Source organism: Rossellomorea sp. NRS-1567 (assembly GCF_050467885.1).
In the GTDB taxonomy this organism is placed as follows: Bacteria; Bacillota; Bacilli; order Bacillales; family Bacillaceae_B; genus Rossellomorea; species Rossellomorea aquimaris_C.
Map to the genome: position 1 here is coordinate 147769 of NZ_JBITPL010000002.1, position 17845 is coordinate 165613.

Annotated in this window: 17 protein-coding genes; 7 read left to right on the top strand and 10 right to left on the bottom strand. The window is 40.4% G+C overall.

Annotated elements, in window-relative coordinates:
• Positions 1–450 precede the first annotated feature (450 nt).
• The 3 genes from ACIFOD_RS02400 to ACIFOD_RS02410 form a co-directional block, all read right to left on the bottom strand.
• Positions 451–1479, bottom strand: coding sequence for an EAL domain-containing protein (locus tag ACIFOD_RS02400; protein WP_430313343.1), 1029 nt, complete (start codon positions 1477–1479; stop codon positions 451–453).
• A gap of 208 nt (positions 1480–1687) precedes the next feature.
• A complete protein-coding gene (locus ACIFOD_RS02405) occupies positions 1688–3256 on the bottom strand; it encodes a peptide chain release factor 3 (protein WP_430313344.1) in 1569 nt (522 codons plus the stop codon).
• 179 nt (positions 3257–3435) lie between these two features.
• Positions 3436–3669 (bottom strand): YueH family protein, encoded by a 234-nt coding sequence (locus ACIFOD_RS02410; RefSeq protein WP_113970012.1) that lies wholly within the window; start codon positions 3667–3669, stop codon positions 3436–3438.
• 172 nt (positions 3670–3841) lie between these two features.
• On the opposite strand from ACIFOD_RS02410, the gene ACIFOD_RS02415 reads away from it, so the two are divergent.
• Positions 3842–5059 (top strand): NupC/NupG family nucleoside CNT transporter, encoded by a 1218-nt coding sequence (locus ACIFOD_RS02415; protein WP_397553809.1) that lies wholly within the window; start codon positions 3842–3844, stop codon positions 5057–5059.
• 52 nt (positions 5060–5111) lie between these two features.
• Here ACIFOD_RS02415 and ACIFOD_RS02420 read toward each other — a convergent pair whose 3' ends face one another.
• The 4 genes from ACIFOD_RS02420 to ACIFOD_RS02435 all read right to left on the bottom strand — a co-directional run bounded on the left by ACIFOD_RS02420 (position 5112) and on the right by ACIFOD_RS02435 (position 9305).
• Positions 5112–6146, bottom strand: coding sequence for a GGDEF domain-containing protein (locus tag ACIFOD_RS02420; RefSeq protein WP_430313345.1), 1035 nt, complete (start codon positions 6144–6146; stop codon positions 5112–5114).
• Between the two features lie 140 nt (positions 6147–6286).
• Positions 6287–7762, bottom strand: a complete 1476-nt coding sequence (locus tag ACIFOD_RS02425; RefSeq protein ID WP_430313346.1) for a UDP-N-acetylmuramoyl-L-alanyl-D-glutamate--2,6-diaminopimelate ligase — start codon at positions 7760–7762, stop codon at positions 6287–6289.
• A gap of 187 nt (positions 7763–7949) precedes the next feature.
• Positions 7950–9005 carry a M42 family metallopeptidase gene (locus ACIFOD_RS02430; RefSeq protein WP_430313347.1) on the bottom strand — a complete coding sequence of 352 codons (1056 nt, stop codon included), beginning with the start codon at positions 9003–9005 and terminating at the stop codon, positions 7950–7952.
• A gap of 57 nt (positions 9006–9062) precedes the next feature.
• Positions 9063–9305 (bottom strand): hypothetical protein, encoded by a 243-nt coding sequence (locus ACIFOD_RS02435; protein ID WP_142675587.1) that lies wholly within the window; start codon positions 9303–9305, stop codon positions 9063–9065.
• A 122-nt stretch (positions 9306–9427) separates the two neighbouring features.
• On the opposite strand from ACIFOD_RS02435, the gene ACIFOD_RS02440 reads away from it, so the two are divergent.
• Positions 9428–10822: a peptide MFS transporter gene (locus tag ACIFOD_RS02440; RefSeq protein WP_113970007.1), complete on the top strand. Its 1395-nt coding sequence runs from the start codon at positions 9428–9430 to the stop codon at positions 10820–10822.
• A gap of 41 nt (positions 10823–10863) precedes the next feature.
• Here ACIFOD_RS02440 and ACIFOD_RS02445 read toward each other — a convergent pair whose 3' ends face one another.
• Together ACIFOD_RS02445 and ACIFOD_RS02450 are read right to left on the bottom strand one after the other, a co-directional pair.
• A complete protein-coding gene (locus ACIFOD_RS02445) occupies positions 10864–11676 on the bottom strand; it encodes a YihY/virulence factor BrkB family protein (protein ID WP_430313348.1) in 813 nt (270 codons plus the stop codon).
• Between the two features lie 170 nt (positions 11677–11846).
• Positions 11847–12398, bottom strand: a complete 552-nt coding sequence (locus ACIFOD_RS02450; protein ID WP_430313349.1) for a GNAT family N-acetyltransferase — start codon at positions 12396–12398, stop codon at positions 11847–11849.
• Between the two features lie 813 nt (positions 12399–13211).
• Here ACIFOD_RS02450 and kynA point away from each other — a divergent pair.
• The 3 genes from kynA to ACIFOD_RS02465 all read left to right on the top strand — a co-directional run bounded on the left by kynA (position 13212) and on the right by ACIFOD_RS02465 (position 15049).
• The gene (gene kynA / locus ACIFOD_RS02455; RefSeq protein WP_430313350.1) at positions 13212–14051 is read left to right on the top strand and encodes a tryptophan 2,3-dioxygenase; all 840 of its coding nucleotides are present in this window, start codon (positions 13212–13214) and stop codon (positions 14049–14051) included.
• 247 nt (positions 14052–14298) lie between these two features.
• A complete protein-coding gene (locus ACIFOD_RS02460; RefSeq protein ID WP_034763568.1) occupies positions 14299–14499 on the top strand; it encodes a cold-shock protein in 201 nt (66 codons plus the stop codon).
• A 106-nt stretch (positions 14500–14605) separates the two neighbouring features.
• Positions 14606–15049: an SACOL1771 family peroxiredoxin gene (locus ACIFOD_RS02465; RefSeq protein WP_430313351.1), complete on the top strand. Its 444-nt coding sequence runs from the start codon at positions 14606–14608 to the stop codon at positions 15047–15049.
• Between the two features lie 42 nt (positions 15050–15091).
• Here the strand turns inward: ACIFOD_RS02465 and ACIFOD_RS02470 are convergent, their stop codons facing one another.
• Complete coding sequence (locus tag ACIFOD_RS02470; protein WP_148968507.1) at positions 15092–15421, bottom strand: DUF3243 domain-containing protein; 330 nt, start codon at positions 15419–15421, stop codon at positions 15092–15094.
• 174 nt (positions 15422–15595) lie between these two features.
• Between ACIFOD_RS02470 and ACIFOD_RS02475 the strand changes: the two genes are divergently transcribed.
• Positions 15596–16339 (top strand): SDR family oxidoreductase, encoded by a 744-nt coding sequence (locus tag ACIFOD_RS02475; protein ID WP_430313352.1) that lies wholly within the window; start codon positions 15596–15598, stop codon positions 16337–16339.
• Between the two features lie 19 nt (positions 16340–16358).
• Positions 16359–17825, top strand: coding sequence for an aldehyde dehydrogenase family protein (locus ACIFOD_RS02480; RefSeq protein ID WP_430313353.1), 1467 nt, complete (start codon positions 16359–16361; stop codon positions 17823–17825).
• Positions 17826–17845 lie beyond the last annotated feature (20 nt).

Below are 17845 nucleotides of genomic sequence, written 5' to 3' on the forward strand. Positions count from 1 at the left end.
CTCTCCATCCCGAATAGGGACGAAGAGTTCTCCGCGTTACCACCCTAATTGGAATAAACCTATTGTCATACATTCCCACTATTCACTCACTACTATTCAAGAATAGTTGACAATTTGTTTATTCCCACTTCATAAAGGTTTGTCCCTGGATAAAGCCTCATCTACTTAGAGGATTTATAAGCAATGTAATTCAGAAATAATGGACCTAGGCTTACACCTGCCGCCTAGTCTCTGATTGCTGTCTACCTATTTCCTACTTCGTTGCTCAAGACAAAGATATGTGATTGAACCGTTAAAAGTTCGAAAGGGCACCAGCCTCTTTCACTCTTAAACGCTTTTAAGCTTTTATGTGCTAAAGTAATTATAGTAGTATTTTATCATTGTATTGAAATATGTCAATGATTTTCATTAAAAAAATGACCTCCTTTGTAAGAAGAGAGGTCATTTTAGCTATACAAATAGAGAGTGTGTAAATGGTTCTTTTGCTTCACGAACAGGTTTTCCGATGAAATAACCCTGGGCATAATGAACACCGATTTCTTTACAAAATAGCAGTTCTTCTTTTCTCTCAATCCCTTCTGCTAATACAAGGATGTCCAACTTCCTGGCAATCTTCATGACCTTACGTAAAAACTCCTGTTTTTCTGCAACGCTATCACAATGGTTGATAAAAGAACGGTCAATTTTCACATAGTCAGGCTTAAGGAGAGTCAGCATTTCGACCGTGGCAAACCCGGATCCAACATCATCAAGCGCCACTTTCATTCCTTCACGCTTATATACATCAAGGACCGATCTTAGATGTTCCACATCCTCAATTTTCTCTGTCTCGACCACTTCGAATACGAGATCTTCAGGATTCACCCCGACCTCGTTTACGATCTTAAAGGTATGACGCAAACAAAATTCCGGATTATAAATCGTGGAAGGAAGGAAGTTAATGAAACTTTTAATACCAGGATTCACCTGACCCTCCCGGCATTCGATTGCCGATTTCCTTGCTTTCTGGTCTAACATGGAGTGAAAGCCTGTTATTGCAGCAACTTCAAATAATGTTCCTGGATTTATCCTTTTGGAATGATCCTCTGCACGCAAGAGAGATTCATAACCAAAGAGACTGTAATCTCTTAAATCAATGATTGGTTGAAGATGACTGGTGAATTTACCATCCTGAATCATCTCTACCATCTCTCTATGCTTCATTAATAGCATGAATTTGCCTACTGCCATCAACGATCCGGGCTGGTTGATACAATTAATGCTGCACGTCCATCCTTCCCCTTCCAATAACTCCTCTACTCTAACAAGCTTTTCATATAGTACATTCAGATTTTCATATAGAAAAACATATGTACCATCTTCTAATTGCGAAGCATATCCCTCCAACGGTACAGTATCATTTTGAGCATTATGTAAAAAAAAGTACCCTGTATCATGATACTCCATGGTTACAGCACAATTTGCACAATCGATGTTCATTTTTCAACTCTCTCCCTTACTTATGAAAATATCCCCTTTATGTATACACTAAGACTATTCACCTATAAAATGCTACTAATATACATTTATTCCAGGATAAATTCACTTGATAATGGTAAAAAGTTCAATTGACTCCAGGTGACACCCTCCATTCCACCTACCAAAAAACACCCCTCCAAGTCCAATCCTTGAGGGGTGTTCACTACCTTTACATCAAACTATATAATCGAATATCCGGATTTTTATCATTGAACCATCTCATGGCAAAATCATTTTCAAACAAGAAGACCAGGTTGTCATGACGGTCTTTTACCAGCATGCTTCGAGAGCTTGACATTGTTTCTTTTACATCTTCTTCGTTTTCAATCCATCTTGCTATTTTTGATCCAATCGGTTCCATTTTCACATCAACGTTGTACTCATTTTTCATTCTGTGCTCAAATACTTCAAACTGAAGCTGCCCGACTGCACCAAGGATGATATCTTCCGTACGGGTCTTATAATATTGGATGGCCCCTTCTTGAACCAGTTGAAGAATTCCTTTTTGAAAGTGCTTCTGTTTCATGACATTCTTAGCTGTAACACGAACAAAAAGTTCAGGTGTAAATTGAGGGAGCTTTTCATATTGGAAGCCTTGCTTTCCTTGCACAAGCGTATCACCGATTTGATACGTACCCGTGTCATAAACCCCGATAATATCCCCACTCACAGCTTCATTTACTGTGCTTCGATCGTCTGCAAGAAATTGTGTAGACTGAGCAAGCTTAATGGATTTACCTGTGCGGGCAAGATTAACCGTCATCCCTCTCTCGAATTGTCCTGAACAGATGCGGACAAATGCAATCCGGTCACGATGAGCGGGATTCATATTGGCTTGAATCTTGAACACGAAACCAGAAAATTCCTCTGCCGTCGGCTCAATTTCACCAGCGTCAGAATTCCTTGGCTGAGGAGATGGTGCAAATTGTAAATATGTTTCAAGAAACGTTTGAACACCAAAATTCGTCAATGCACTACCGAAGAAAACTGGAGAAAGCTCTCCATTCGCTATTCGCTCACGTGAAAACTGGTTTCCTGCTTCGTTCAGAAGCAACACATCTTGAAGGGTTTGATCATAAAGATTGCTTTCCTTAAGGGAGTGTGCGCCCTCAATTTCCCCCTCATCGTTTAAGGGAATAAAACGATCTTCATCCTCCACGCGGAATTGCTCAATTCGATTATTGAAGCGATCATAGATGCCTAAGAATTCTTTCCCCATTCCTATCGGCCAATTCATCGGATAAGATTGAATTCCAAGTACTTCTTCAAGCTCTTCCAATAATTCCAAAGGCTCACGTCCTTGACGGTCGAGCTTATTAATGAATGTGAAAATCGGTATGCCTCTCATTCGGCAAACTTTGAAAAGCTTTAAGGTTTGTGTTTCAATCCCTTTCGCTGAATCGATGATCATAACCGCACTATCAACAGCCATCAACGTTCTATAAGTATCTTCAGAAAAGTCCTGGTGGCCAGGTGTATCCAGTATATTCACCCGATAAGCATCATAGTCGAAAGCCATCACAGAAGAAGTGACCGAGATCCCTCTCTGCTTCTCAATTTCCATCCAGTCAGATGTAGCGAACTTACCTGATTTCTTACCTTTTACAGTTCCAGCTGCGCGAATCGCTCCTCCAAAGAGAAGAAGTTGCTCAGTTAATGTTGTTTTCCCGGCATCCGGGTGGGAAATAATAGCGAAAGTCCGTCTTGACTTAACTTCCTGTATAAAGTCTATTTTCATTCATAAAATCCTTTCTCGTCATTCTCACTTTCTCATCATATTCGTTCTAAAGTGACAATGCAACTAAGAATCAACACCTTGATAAATCAGGCATGTTTCCCGCATCATTTCCTATAGGTATGAATTTGCATTTTTCACTACTGTGAACTGATTCACCAGAAAATTGGCTTTAAGCAGTCTTACATTTCCCTTGTCCATTGAACAATCCGGGAACTTAATGTTTCTGCTGATTCTTTTGATACCCTTTCCTGTAATGACTCCAGTAACTTTGTTTGTATATTATCTTCATCATAGGTAAAAGAATAAGACCATCGAATATCCGGAACGGCAATTAATATGAACTCATCTTTCTTGTTTTCATAGATATATACTTTTTGTTCCAAGCCTTCCAAAAAATTTTTTCTGATCTTCATAATGTGTATCCCCTTTCATGAAAACGCTTTATTGGCGCATACTAAAGACGATGTTGTCCGTACAACTTTACGAAAATCGTGTAATTGTAGGTTGTCAGACGTCTGAAAGAATTGTAAAATAAAAAACCGAAAGCATCAAGTTACAAACTTAAAATTTGAAGAGGTGAAAGAAGTGCAATATTTATGGGGTATCATGGGTATCATTGTCGTTCTGGGAATTGCTTTTGCATTTTCTACGAACAAAAAGAGTATTAATTTCAGAACCGTCCTTGGAGGACTAGCTATACAGTTATTCTTCGCTTTTCTCGTGTTGGAAACTTCTTGGGGCCAAAATTCTCTTAAGGGATTGACTCAAGTTGTAAACGCTATTATCAATTATTCAAACGAAGGAATCACCTTCCTTTTTGGTGGTCTTTATACGGAAGAATCCAATATAGCATTTATTTTTGCGTTTAATGTCCTTCCCGTCGTTATTTTCTTTTCTGCTTTAATTTCAGTCCTTTATTATCTTAAAATCATGCAATTTTTCATCAAAATTTTAGGTGGCGGACTGGCAAAGCTGCTAGGAACAAGAAAGGCCGAGTCACTTTCTGCAGCAGCGAATATTTTCGTCGGACAAACCGAGGCTCCGTTAGTAGTAAGACCATATCTGTCCAGAATGACTGAATCGGAACTTTTCGCAGTCATGACAGGTGGACTGGCTTCCGTTGCCGGTTCCGTATTAGTCGGGTATTCCTTATTAGGTGTTCCTTTGGAATATTTACTGGCAGCAAGCTTCATGGCAGCTCCTGCAGGCCTCGTCTTGGCAAAATTATTTGTACCTGAGACAGATCATACGCCTGAACCAAAAGAGCTTGATATGGAAGCGGATTCTGAGTCGGCAAATGTGATCGATGCAGCGGCTAAAGGTGCCAGCGTCGGTCTTCAATTAGCTTTAAATATTGGTGCAATGCTACTGGCATTTATTGCACTTGTCGCGATGATCAATGGATTGCTTGGCTTGGTAGGCGGCTTGTTCGGCATGGACAGCCTTTCACTGGAACTTATCCTTGGCTATGCCTTTGCTCCACTTGCTTTTGCTATCGGTGTTCCTTGGAGTGAGGCAGTCATCGCCGGAAACTTCATTGGACAAAAGCTTGTCATTAATGAATTTGTTGCTTATTCCGCGTTTGCTCCTGAAATCGGGAACTTATCGGATAAAGCGGTAGCCATCATCTCCTTCGCTCTTTGTGGATTTGCGAACCTTTCTTCATTAGGTATTTTACTTGGTGGACTTGGTAACCTTGCCCCTGACCGCAGAGGTGATATCGCCCGCTTAGGATTAAAAGCCGTCATTGCCGGTGCACTTGCTTCGTTACTAAGTGCTGCAATTGCTGGTATGTTTGTATAAAATTTATGATCCAAAAGAAGCTGTCCTCGGGTGAGGACAGCTTCTTTTTATTCTAGCCTGCAGATGGAATGAAAAGTTCATCATTTGTAAGACAGGTTCTTCTCTTCCCGGATTTTTTTGCTACATACAATCTTTGATCGGCAAGTGCGATTAGTTTTTCCGGACCTTTGGCTTCCGTTGTTTCAGCCTGCCCGAAACTCATGGAAATCGGCAAAGGCTCTAAGGTCTTCAACCGGCTATATAAGTCATTTAAAAACTGATGGATAACTTGGTCATCCGTATGAGGCAATAAGATGACAAATTCTTCTCCCCCATATCGAAATGCCTGTCCCTTATAGGTCTCCGAGAGAGTCCGAAAGACTTCCCCAACCTTTCGAATCACTTCATCCCCTGTTAAATGCCCGAATTCATCATTCACTTTTTTGAAATCATCGATGTCACCCAGGAGTATAGTGAAGGATTCATTCGCATCCACTTTCCGCCTAAACTTTTCCTGAAAGGATAGTTGATTGAATAAGCCAGACAAATAATCTCGATGGGCGAGATGATGATAGGCTTCCTTTTGCGCATAATGAGCACGCTCCCGCAGCATGATCAAAGCCCCGAAAAGACCAATGATCCAGAGGAAAAACAAATTTAAAGAAAGAGTGAAATAATGTTGAAATTCAGTTAAGTTGACGGTCACCATTCCCATCAAAAGATATGCCAGGCTAAATACCGCAAGAGAAATGAGGGCCCCTTTGGTTCTCCAATAAATGGTCGCATGCATGACAAACAATATGGAAATCGGATAAAGCGGACTATGAATCCCTTCTGATAAAAACATCAGCCAGATCAATGCAAAAAAATCGAATATTATCCCTGCTTTTAAGATGAATTGGAGACTTCTTTTATCATCCCGGGCCCGTATAAGTGCAATTTGAGTCACAAGCATATAAATGACACCCGATACTAATAAAAAGGGAAAGACCGCTTTATTGGTAGTGATATGATCAGAAAAAGGAGGTACGTAAAATATGAGTGTAGCGATCACTACAAACAGCCATCTCAAAGTAGAAAATAACTTCTCTGTTTCGTAATCATTCAAATACAAGGAAAATCTCATCAGCTTCATTCTCTCATCGTTTAATTTATAGTTTAAATTTACCAAAGATTGTGAAATCCGTCTATCACCTTATAAAAAAACAGACCAATATCTGTCATATTGGTCTGTTACTCAGAAGAAAATTATTCAGTTACACCGTACTTCAACTTGCTCTCTTCTATCGCAATATTTTTGTCACTATGAGGATATTTCGTATTTTCGATGATCTGATAATTCTCATGTCCTTTCCCGGCAAAGATGATAATATCCCCAGGTTCACTTACTTCCACTGCATGCTTAACCGCTTCTGCCCGATCACCAATCAAAGCATACTGTTGATGCTGCATTCCTTTTTCAAGATCTTTTAGAATGCTATCGTATTCTTCATATCGCGGGTCGTCTGTTGTTAAGATGACATAGTCTGCTAGTGATGCCTTTTCTGCCATCGTAGGACGTTTTGTCTTATCACGATTTCCTCCTGTACCAACGAGGAAAATGATTTTGTTTTCTTTAAACGGCAGGACAGATTGAATGGCATTTTCGATTGCATCCGGCGTATGTGCATAATCAATGTAAACGGATAGTGGTGCTTCCATTTCAACCTTCTCCATTCTCCCGCTTACAGGTGGGAGATCGCGAACAATTTCCACTAGTCTGGACACTTCCATCCCCTTCGCATACAAACAAGCCATAGCTGTCAGTACATTGTAAACATTGAATTTCCCTAATAACTTCATTTCCACCTCAAAGCTTCCTTGAGGAGATACAAGCGTAAACTTCGTTAAATCATTAAAATATTCTACATTTTCTGCTTTGAAGTCTGCGTGCCCTTCAAGTCCATAGCTGATCACTTCATGAGGAGTCATATAGCTGTAGCGCTCATACCATTCGTCATCCGCATTAAGAACAGCGTACTTTGGATTTTGAAGGTCCTGACCTAATTGAGAAAACAATAAACCTTTGGCATAGCCATAGTGTTCCATCGTTCCGTGATAATCCAAATGATCATGACTTAAGTTGGTGAAAGCCACCACATCGAAGTCGATACCCCATAATCTTCCCAACGCCAGTCCGTGTGAGGATACTTCAAGGGTGAAATTGTGAATATCACGATCTATTGCTCTTTGAAGCATCTGCTGGTTCGTTAAATTGTCGCAGGTTGTGTTTTCACTCGGGAGTAACTCTCCATCTAAATTAAAGCCGATTGTGCCGGATAATGCAGAGCTGCGGCTGTCTTTTTTCAGGATGGAGTGAATCAGATTACTCACTGTAGTCTTTCCATTTGTTCCCGTTATGCCGAAAACCGTCAGCTTCCGGGAAGGGTAATCATAATACTTATTTGATAATTGAGCCAAGGCTTTGAATGAGTCTTTGACTACGACTAATGCGGCTTTATTTAAATCAATGTCTAATTGTTTTTCTGCAACAATCAGGGTGGCCCCTTTTTCAACGGCCATCTGTGCATAATCATGTCCATCCACTGTGTAGCCTCTTGTACATACAAATATACTGCCTTCAGTCACTCTTCTGGAATCGACATGAATTTCGTTTATTTCTGAAGGTAATTCACCGTAAATGGTTTTTAATTTAATGCTGTCTAATAGATTATATGTAATCATTTGCTTACCTCTTTTGTATTAATATTGTATCTATTTTATCTTATCATCTTCGCTTTGATAAGAGAAATACCTCCTATAATCAAAACAAACTTTTCTCACACAAATGTCACCATACCCCTATTCACAATGACTAAAACAAAAAAGTCTTTGATCACCCCCATAGTAAGGGTAATCAAAGACTTCATATTTACTCTACAACCATCTTTGATTGCACATAGTGCCAAAGTAATTTTTCCGTATTGAGGATGGACGATTCATGCGTTCGCTCATATGCATGAGAAGCATCGATACCTGCCCCTATCAATCCGTGAACGATATCAAATCCTGCCCGGATTGCAGCTGATGCATCAGATCCATAAAACGGATATATATCGACTTTATATTCGATTCCGTTTTCTTCCGCTAATGAGACTAAGTGTTTACGTAATTCGTAATGATAAGGTCCACTTGAATCCTTTGCACAAATAGAAACGGTGTATTCATCCGTTGATTGTCCATCACCGATTGCTCCCATATCCACAGCCAGGTATTCTATGGTTTCGTCAGGAATATTAGAATTCCCTCCGTATCCGATTTCTTCATTATTGGATATTAAGAAGTGGGTCGTATAAGGAAGAGTGATTCCTTCTGATTTGATTTGGCGAATCAAGCAAAGAAGCATACCTACACTTGCCTTATCATCTAAATGACGAGATTTAATAAACCCGCTTTCTGTTATTTCAGCACGGGGATCGAAAGAAACAAAGTCACCGACCTCAATGCCAAGGTCCCTTACTTCTTTTGCATTTCGGACTTTTTCATCAATGCGGACTTCTATATTGGTTTCATCGCGTTTCGCTTCACCTGCATTTTTATATACATGGACGGATGTTTGATGCATAAGGATGGTACCACTGTAGGTTCTGCCTGAAGAGGTTTCAATCTGACAATACTCCCCTTCTACTGCATTCCACCTGAACCCGCCTATCATGGATAAACGCAAACGTCCATCGCTCTTGATTTCCTTGACCATGGCGCCGAGTGCATCCACATGGGCCGTCAGCATACGATGTCTTCCTGTGTCTTCGCCAGGAATTGTAATGATAAGTGCACCTTTTCGGTTTCTTTTCATTTCTACATTTAGGTCTGATAGATATTCCTCAACAAAACTCATAATCTTATTCGTGTTTCCTGAAGGACTTGGAATTTCGACAAGCTCCTTAATGATTTGAAGTGTTTTCTTTGTATCTGGATATGTATTCATTTGACTCCCTCCCTTATCGTATTATACCGTCAATTGGAAGCTTACTACAAATGTTGTTTACCGAATATTCCATCTAATACGCTCTGATCTTTTAATCGCTTCTCTTTCATATTTCTTTCTTTTCTCTTTTTGAAACGGATGAAGATAGCCACAGTTCTCACAACAGTAAAAGCCAATATTCCCTCCAACCTTCTGTCCATGGGGCAAAATCGTAAGCCCATCACCATATTCTTCTCTAAAAGTTAATTCGCTTTCCGTTAAACTTGGGTGACCACAATATAAACAACCGTTAAATCCCATATTTTCCACCATCCCTTTTTGTACATGCCTATGTAAGGAACGGGGATACTATGAATGGATTTGTAGGAAGGTTACTGTTCCCCTAATCAAGCATTAAAAAACATCAAAGAAACAGGAGTGATATAGTGAACTCATCTACACTGGACAGTTTACCTCAAGGAAAAAAACATCCGAAAGGATTATATCTCTTATTCTTCACGGAATTATGGGAACGGTATAGTTACTATGGAATGAGGGCTCTTCTCGTCCTTTATTTAACCACTGCATTTGTTAGTGGGGGATTGGGTGTGGATCCTGCCAAGGCTTTATCCATCTACGGAATTTATACAGGAAGTGTATATTTCACTCCAATATTTGGAGGGTGGCTTACGGACCGCTATATTGGGTTAAGAAAGGCCATCACCATTGGGGGCATCACAATGGCATGTGGAGATTTTTTAATCTTCCTTACCCACTCCCAAACTGGCCTGTATGCAGGGTTAGCCCTGCTGGTGATCGGAAATGGATTCTTCAAACCGAATATCTCAACCCTGGTTGGTGAGCTCTATCCACGACATGATAAACGAAAGGATGCAGCCTTTACAATTTTTTATATGGGAATTAACCTGGGAGCATTATTCGCACCGCTTATTGCAGGGTTTCTCGCAGAGGATTTATTTCTCAAAACGCTTGCGGATGGTACGATGCACTATGGATTTAAATGGGCTTTCCTTGCATCCTCCATCGGAATGGTTACTGGACAAATCATCTTTAGTACATTAAATAATAAGTATCTCGGAAACGTTGGACTAAAGCCCAATAAAGCATTAGCTGAAGAAGCGAACGAAAACCAGAATGTTCCTTTGACAAAGAAAGAGAAACAACGGACAACAGCCATCCTTATCCTCGCCTGCTTTGTCGTTTTCTTCTGGGCTGGCTTTGAACAGGCAGGAAGTTCTTTCACTTTGTACACGAAAAACTTCATCGATCGTGAAGTGTTCGGCTACACCATACCTGTTGCCTGGTTCCAATCCGTTAACCCATTGTTTATTGTGATCCTGGCACCGATTCTATCGAGTGTCTGGTTAAAGCTTTCAAGATCAAATCGAGGCGATCTGAACATGACGACAAAAATGGGAATCGGAATGATTCTCCTCGGACTCGGATTTATGATCCTCATTCCCGCAGTCATGCAAACGGGTTCGGATGAACAGAACATCACCGTAAAGGCAAACTTGTTGTTTATCGTCTTTACTTACCTTCTGCACACCCTTGGGGAACTGTTTTTATCTCCCGTTGGTTTGTCTCTGGTCAGTAAAGTAGCACCTGTTAAAATCGCATCCTTGCTAATGGGTGTTTGGATGGCTGCCATCGGTGTGGCGAGTCTTCTTGCCGGACAATTGGCTTCCCTGACAGCCACACTGGGATATTTAGAAATTTTCGCTGTCATCGGTGCAACCGCCATTATTCTCGGCTTCGTCTTACTCTCCATTTCGAAAAAACTTGTATTAATGATGAGGGAAGAAAACCATACGTAAAGAATAAGAAAACCGCTGGGCAATTAAGCCAAGCGGTTTTCCTATTTCACCTTCTTCTCAGCTACACTGCCATTCAATAATCCACCAATCAATAAAATCGTGGAGGATATGTAAAACCATACAACCAGGGTAATGACGCTGCCCAGCTGTCCATAAAACTGGGAGTAGTCATTCAATTTAACATAGGTTCCATATAACCATGAAACACCTTGCCATCCAAAGGTAGCGACCAGTGCACCGGGAATGACATGAAGGAACGAAATTCGTTTACTTGGAACCACCATATAAAGAAACAGAAAAAGTATGAACATAAAAATGGAACTTAATCCCCATTTCCCAATCACCCAAGCTTGACTCCATTCTCCGTTAATCTTCCCCTCGGTGAACCGTGCATGACGGATATATTCCTCAACCACCGGTACAATGAGTGAAAACGAAATAAGGAACATAAATCCGACTGTCAGTAACAGATCATACAATAACGCAATTAAAAATGGTTTCTTCCTCTGGATTTTATACGCTTTATTCAGTGATCTCACCATGGATTGGACAGCCATAGAAGAAAGCCAGAAGGTAAAGAAGATGGAAATGGACAACACATCTCCCCGTTGGTCATACAAAATACGATCTATATTATTTTGAATGATAGCGTACGATTTATCAGGTGCAAAAGGTTTAATCAGAAGCAATACATTGGTTTCCGAAATGGGCAGATAACTAATCAACGAAAATACAAAAATTAAAAACGGAAAGATCGATAACAACAAATAATACGCCAACTGTGCAGAATGATCGAAAAAACGTTCCTTAAAAAATCGAACTGTCACATTCTTTGAATGATGTAAGATATTCATGGTTTTAAACCCCTAAATAGGAAAAGATATTCTTATTTTCCCCTTTTATGCATAATTCAATCATTTTGAACAGCTTTGCATTATCATTTGTCCTCTCTTCATTTTCCCTGTCAATATAAGGTAAGCGTGCAGATATACTTAGAGTATCCGGGATAGCCCCTATCCTCGCCTCATTTCCCTCCTTTTCTCCACTCATCCTCTAATAAACCAAAAAGCAGAGAGTCTCTCCACCCATTTTTTATTTTCAAGTCATGACGGATTCTTCCTTCTAACGTCATACCGATTTTTGTTAACACTTTCTGAGAGGAAATGTTTTGAGGGTCACATGTCGCTGAAATTTTATGTAAATTCAACTCAGAAAACCCTCTCTTCACTAACGCATTTCCAAGGAGAGTCCCGATACCCTTCCCCCAGTAATCAGGATGTAGAACATACCCAATCTCACCAGATTGGTGAACGAAGCTTTTGATGATGATTTCACCTGCCCCAATCACTCGATCCGTATTCTCATTTACCAGGGCTTGAACATACCTTGTTTGCGGAACCATCTTTTCAGCTTTCAGCACTTCTTCTACATACGCTAATGTGTCCATCTCTGAATTCGGACCCCATGGCTGATACTGAGAAACATTTTCTTGAGACGCATAGAGATGAACGTCCTTCCAATCTTCTTTCTTTAACCTGCGTAAATATAAATGAGAAAAAAGATAAATCTTTTCCACGTCACTTCCCCCTCACATGCATTATAAATTGTTCTAATATTAACATGATTTTCTTTTTTGCGTGTAATTTTCTAAAAAGCTGTTTTATAATGCTCTGTTTGCAATGTTATTGTTATCTTAAGGAAGGAAGAAAGTAGTAGTTGTTTTCCGCTACAGGATGCTCGCTTTCCGCGGGGCTGGCGGTGAGCCTCCGGGGTCTCACCTGTCCAGCTATTCCCGCAGGAGTCGAGCATCCTTTCGCTCCAAACAACTTTCTGAGCATGTATCTTTAATAGAACTAAATAAAATCAAAAGCTTTTAGCAAACAATTTCTTTTGAGGTGAGTAGAAGCAATGTCCTATTGAAGAAGAATTCTGTCTTCTAATTAGTTTGTTATTAACACCTTGTAGCTCTGTCACGAAAAATACTATTAAAGATGGTGAGGGGAAATGCGTAGAGTCCTGCGGAAGTACGGGCGTGCCGAGACCCCGTTCGGCTAAGCTGAGGAGGCTCGGCCGAACGCTAGCTGCAAGCGAAGCGGTTCCCCTCACCATCCAGCACATACTGATTGACAGAGCCCAAGCAGACCTTTTGTTAAAAAACAACAATCCTTAAGAAAAGAGCCTTTTAAAAAAGCTAACCCAATCTTAGAATGTTGATTCTCACGTCCTGTTGTGGAAATCAATTACTATTTGCTATTGTCATAGCACCAAAGTTTTATGAAAACTGACATATTTATAAAGGATTTCTCCCTCTCATTCAAGAAATCAATAAGAGGAAGAAAATTTTCTTGCATCACTGTATGAAGCAGACGAAAGGAAAGGGAGATTCGATATGGTAAACAACAAGGAAACAATGGGGAATGAAGATGTATACACAGACTTTATTAATAAAATGACCTATGGTGAATATCTTGGCCTGGATACACTACTTGACAGTCAGAAACGTTTATCCGGTCACCATGATGAAATGTTATTCATTATCATTCATCAAGTAAGCGAATTATGGATGAAATTGATTCTGCATGAAATCAAAGCTAGTATCACCTCCATCCAAAAAGGGGAACTTTCTCCTGCATTTAAAATGTTGGCACGTGTTTCAAAGATTCAATCACAAATTATTCATGCCTGGGATGTGCTATCCACGCTTACGCCTTCAGAATATGTTCAATTCAGGGACAGCCTTGGGCAAGCCTCGGGATTTCAATCCTACCAATATAGAATGATCGAATTTGCCCTTGGTTACAAAACGAAACATGTATTGGAGATTTACAAGAAGGATCCTGTGTTATCAGTTCAGCTTAAAGAGGCATTCGTGGCCCCTTCCTTATATGATGTTTCCATCCTTGCCTTATCAAAAGCAGGTTTACCCATTCATGAAGATGTACTTCGTCGGGATTATAAGAAGCCTTACACGGAAGACCAGACTGTATTGGATGCATGGACAGAAGTCTATAAGCATCCGGATAAGTATTGGGATTTATACGAATTAGCCGAAAAATTGATCGATATTGAGGATTGGCTTCAGCAATGGCGCTTCAGACATATGAAAACCGTGGAACGGATCATCGGTCATAAAATAGGGACGGGCGGCTCAAGCGGCGTAGGCTATCTAAAAAAGGTTCTGGATCATCGTTTCTTCCCTGAGCTGTGGAATGTCCGGACGAACCTCTAAATCCTTTGCATTATGTAATTTTTTAAGGGCTCATATAGTTAAAATGAAATTCACACATTTTTCTGCCTATTTTCCAATTCCTTGTTTTATAAGGGTTGCCTTTTAAATGGTTACCTGATATTATGTAAGAGAATTATTTTTGTTCGGTATGGAAGGATAGACAAAGTTTTTAAAGCTTTTCGCCTTGAAGTTACGTGAGCAAGAATAGTAATACAATTGTGTGGAGAACACACGAGGAGGTAACATTATGTTAGAAGGTACAGTTAAATGGTTTAACGCAGAAAAAGGTTTCGGATTCATCGAGCGCGAAGGTGGAGACGACGTGTTCGTACACTTCTCAGCTATTCAAGGCGAAGGATTTAAAACTTTAGAAGAAGGTCAAAAAGTTTCTTTCGAAATTGTTCAAGGAAACCGTGGCGACCAAGCTGCTAACGTTACTAAAGCATAATTCATGCTAATTCAAAAGACTCTACTCTGTAGGGTCTTTTTTCTTTGCCATCACATAAAAAAGTGTATACAATAACCTTACCATGCTTAATAGGAGGTTTATTCTTATGGCTAGACACTCTTTTCATATATCTACTGATTGGCCGGGGCTGCGAAATGATACAGGTACTTTGAGCTCGGAAAATTTTCACACGAAAATATCTATCCCAACTGAAATGGACGGACCTGGAATAGGAACAAACCCTGATGAAATGCTTCTTGGAGCAGCAGCTACGTGTTACATCATCACCCTGGCCGCGATGCTTGAACGAAGTCATATTGAGAAAACGGACTTATCGATGACATCCGAAGGAATTGTGGAAGTCCAAAAAGGAATCATTACATACAAAGAAATCATCCACCGTCCTGTGCTGACATTAGCTCCCTCCACTACTGAAAAAGACATAACCCTTACGAAGAAATTGTTGATGAAGGCGGAGCAGTCTTGCATGATCACCCGTGCCATCAAAGGGAATGTGACAGTAAAGGTAGACCCTGAAATACATATGTAAAAAAGCATAAGCAAAGGGCATCCATTCAGATGCCCGAAGTTTTTATGATTCAGCGTGAACAAGCTTCACTAACATATGGGCAAGCATATGCTGCTCTTCCTTGTTACCTGCTTTCCATAATTCATGTAATAACTTTTCTTCTCTATTCTTCGGTTCCTCATGAGCTGCAAGATAGTCTCCCACCTTCTGGGCTGCCTTTGCCTGCTGCTCTTCATTCATCCCTAACTTATCCGCCAAGGAAACTTTATTACCTAAGTATTGTTTGAAATGATCAAAGTTTGATAATATATCCTCTTTTTTGTCCTGGGACATATTATCTAACGTTTTATCTACCTTTGACTCCATTTTTTCTTCTGTAGAATGATTTGCCATGTAAATCTCTCCTCTCATTCAATCTAGTATGTATATTCCCACCATTGGGAGAGTTAAACATTTATTTTCATATTATTGGTAATGGAACCTCCAACTCTCTCCTTCTTGTTTAAGCACTTTCTCCAGAGTGTAAACAATATAGTGGATACTGAATAATGAGGAGGACGAAATAAAATGAAGAATGTTAAGAAGGAAGTTGCCATTATTACAGGAGCAAGCAGTGGAATCGGACAAGCGACCGCAAAGGAATTAGCCTCAAAAGATATAACCGTGATGCTTGCGGCAAGACGTGAAGAACGATTACAAGAATTGAAGAATGAGATTGAACAAATGGGCGGAACGGCTTTTTACCATGTAACAGATGTGACGAACGCAGGAGAAATGGAACAACTGGCTAAAGAGACGGTAGAACTGGCCGGTCATATTGATATTTTAGTCAATAATGCAGGACTCATGCCCCTTTCATTAATAAATAAAAGAAAAATTAAAGAATGGGATCAAATGATTGATGTGAATATTAAAGGAGTACTTTATGGAATCTCTGCTGTCCTGCCGTATATGGAAGAACAAAAGTCAGGACATATTATCAATATCTCTTCTGTAGCCGGTCATAAAGTCATGCCCGGAAGCTCCGTCTATAGCGGGACGAAATATGCCGTTCGTGCGATTACAGAAGGCTTAAGACAGGAAATGAACGCTTCTCACAACATTCGAACAACGATCATCTGTCCTGGTGCAGTTGCAACCGAACTGACAGAAACGATTACGGACGAAGATATATTAGCCGCGTTTAAGGATCGTGACATGAAGCCACTCGACAGTGAAAATATTGCGAAGTCGATCTCTTACGCTATTGAACAGCCAGACCATGTAGATGTAAATGAAATCATCGTACGCCCTACGCAACAAGACATGTAAACAACAAGGAGGACTAATCATGAATACACAATTTGATAAACTATTTATTAATGGAGAATGGGTAAAAGGAAACAGTGAGAATATGATTCCCAATAAAAACCCATTCAATAATATAGAGCTTGGTTCCATTAAAGCTGCCAATAAAGATGATCTTGACACCGCTTATAAATCAGCACAAAAAGCTCAAGAAAGCTGGGCGAAAGAACTTCCTCAAGTAAAAAGAGAAGTGATGGAAAAAGCCGTTGAAGTCGTCGAAAACAATCAGGAATTAATCATTGATTGGCTAATTAAAGAGTCTGGCAGCACATACATGAAAGCGGCAGGCGAAGTGAAGGTCTCCATAAATAGTATGAAGGAAGCGGCAACCTACCCTTACAGAATGGAGGGGAAAATACTACCTTCTCAAGTACCCGGGAAAGAAAACCGTGTCTACAGAGAACCGCTTGGGGTTGTGGGAGTAATCAGCCCCTGGAACTTCCCCTTCCATTTAGCAGTTCGCTCAATTGCAACGGCTTTAGCAACCGGAAACGGTGTTGTTGTTAAACCGGCTACTCACACCCCTGTGACAGGCGGTTTATTATTTGCAAGTATCTTTGAGGAAGCCGGACTGCCGAAGGGGTTGTTAAATGTAGTCGTTGGAAAGGGATCAGAAATTGGTGATGATATCGTTGCTCACCCGATTCCCAGATTGATTTCCTTTACCGGTTCGACTGAAGTGGGCCGCGGAATAGGAGCGCTCGCAGGAAAGAACCTGAAGAAGACTGCTCTAGAGTTAGGTGGAAACAACGTCTTTATCGTTCTTGATGATGCAGATCCCGATCAGGCAGTTGAATCAGCCCTATTCGGAAAATTTTATCATCAAGGACAAATTTGCATGTCCATTAATCGGATCATGGTTCATAAAGAGATGTACGATAAATTTGTGAAAACTTTTGTATCTCGTGTAAAAGAACTAAATACAGGAGATCCTTCAGATAAAACGACCCAAATCGGGCCATTAATTGATCAAAATCAAGTAAACAGAATATTGAAGGATATTGAAATCAGCAAGGAACAAGGAGCGGAAGTGGTATTAGGAGGCAACGCTGATGAGAACTTATTGTATCCTACAGTAATGACTCATGTGACCAACTCAATGCCGATTGCAAAGAATGAAATCTTCGGACCTGTAGCAGCCATCATCCCGTTTGAAGATGACGATGAGGCGATCCGCTTGGCCAATGAACATCCATATGGCCTAAGTGGAGCAGTACACTCTTCCTCCATAGAGAGAGCGACGAATTTGTCTCACCAAGTAAAGACCGGGATGATTCATATTAATGACGAACCTGTGAATGATGAGCCGCATATGCCATTCGGGGGAGAAAAGGATTCCGGCCTTGGCCGCTTTAACGGAGAATGGGCCCTCGAAGAATTCACAACCGTTAAATGGGTCGCCGTTCAGCATAAGAGAAGAGATTACGGGCCATTTATTGAAAAGAAATAATAAGAAAAGCGAGTCGTGAT

Coding starts and splice junctions, on each gene's coding strand:
- ACIFOD_RS02400 (WP_430313343.1), bottom strand. CDS start 1,479: ATGAACATCGATTGTGCAAATTGTGCTGTAACCATGGAGTATCATGAT.
- ACIFOD_RS02405 (WP_430313344.1), bottom strand. CDS start 3,256: ATGAAAATAGACTTTATACAGGAAGTTAAGTCAAGACGGACTTTCGCT.
- ACIFOD_RS02410 (WP_113970012.1), bottom strand. CDS start 3,669: ATGAAGATCAGAAAAAATTTTTTGGAAGGCTTGGAACAAAAAGTATAT.
- ACIFOD_RS02425 (WP_430313346.1), bottom strand. CDS start 7,762: ATGATTACATATAATCTATTAGACAGCATTAAATTAAAAACCATTTAC.
- ACIFOD_RS02430 (WP_430313347.1), bottom strand. CDS start 9,005: ATGAATACATATCCAGATACAAAGAAAACACTTCAAATCATTAAGGAG.
- ACIFOD_RS02435 (WP_142675587.1), bottom strand. CDS start 9,305: ATGGGATTTAACGGTTGTTTATATTGTGGTCACCCAAGTTTAACGGAA.
- ACIFOD_RS02445 (WP_430313348.1), bottom strand. CDS start 11,676: ATGAATATCTTACATCATTCAAAGAATGTGACAGTTCGATTTTTTAAG.
- kynA (WP_430313350.1), top strand. CDS start 13,212: ATGGTAAACAACAAGGAAACAATGGGGAATGAAGATGTATACACAGAC.
- ACIFOD_RS02460 (WP_034763568.1), top strand. CDS start 14,299: ATGTTAGAAGGTACAGTTAAATGGTTTAACGCAGAAAAAGGTTTCGGA.
- ACIFOD_RS02465 (WP_430313351.1), top strand. CDS start 14,606: ATGGCTAGACACTCTTTTCATATATCTACTGATTGGCCGGGGCTGCGA.
- ACIFOD_RS02470 (WP_148968507.1), bottom strand. CDS start 15,421: ATGGCAAATCATTCTACAGAAGAAAAAATGGAGTCAAAGGTAGATAAA.
- ACIFOD_RS02475 (WP_430313352.1), top strand. CDS start 15,596: ATGAAGAATGTTAAGAAGGAAGTTGCCATTATTACAGGAGCAAGCAGT.
- ACIFOD_RS02480 (WP_430313353.1), top strand. CDS start 16,359: ATGAATACACAATTTGATAAACTATTTATTAATGGAGAATGGGTAAAA.